This window comes from Micromonospora sp. LOL_015 (assembly GCF_048060275.1).
Classification (GTDB): domain Bacteria; phylum Actinomycetota; class Actinomycetes; order Mycobacteriales; family Micromonosporaceae; genus Micromonospora_E.
Genome location: NZ_JBHMIO010000190.1, coordinates 1 through 441, shown reverse-complemented (window position 1 = coordinate 441; position 441 = coordinate 1). Strand labels below are relative to the sequence as shown.

1 protein-coding gene is annotated in these 441 nt (G+C 72.6%); it reads right to left on the bottom strand.

Annotation, left to right across the window (positions count from 1 at the left end):
- The coding region (locus ACFHWU_RS29420) for an IS110 family transposase (protein WP_416592343.1) at positions 1-351 on the bottom strand (351 nt) is incomplete at its 3' end.
- Positions 352-441: the final 90 nt, after the last annotated feature.

The window sequence follows — 441 nt, the reverse complement described above, 5'->3', positions numbered from 1 at the left end:
GGGGTGCAGGTCGGCCAGCCGGCGCATGACCAGACCGGGCAGGTAGGCCACCTGGTGGCCGCAGGCGCGGGCGACCGCGACGGGCAACGCGCCGATCGAGGCGGGCTGGTCGACCACGGCCAGGATCCGGCCGTGCCGGCCCAGCTTGTCGAACAGTTTCCGCAGCCCGGCTTCGGTGTTGGGCAGGGTCGCGTCGTGCAGCCGCCTGCCGTCGCGGTTCAACGCGACCGCGTGGTGTCCTTCCTTGCCGACGTCGAGTCCGATGAAGACGCCGAACCCGTCGTGCACAGCTTGCCTCCTCACGGCGATGGCGTGGCTCGGCCGCTGGTCACGGCGCCGGACTGCCGGCATCCACGTTACGGAGAGACCTACCCCACGACGGGGTGGCCGGGTCCCTATCAGCGGTCCGCCGACGCCACCCGGCCCGGCGACAACACCCCC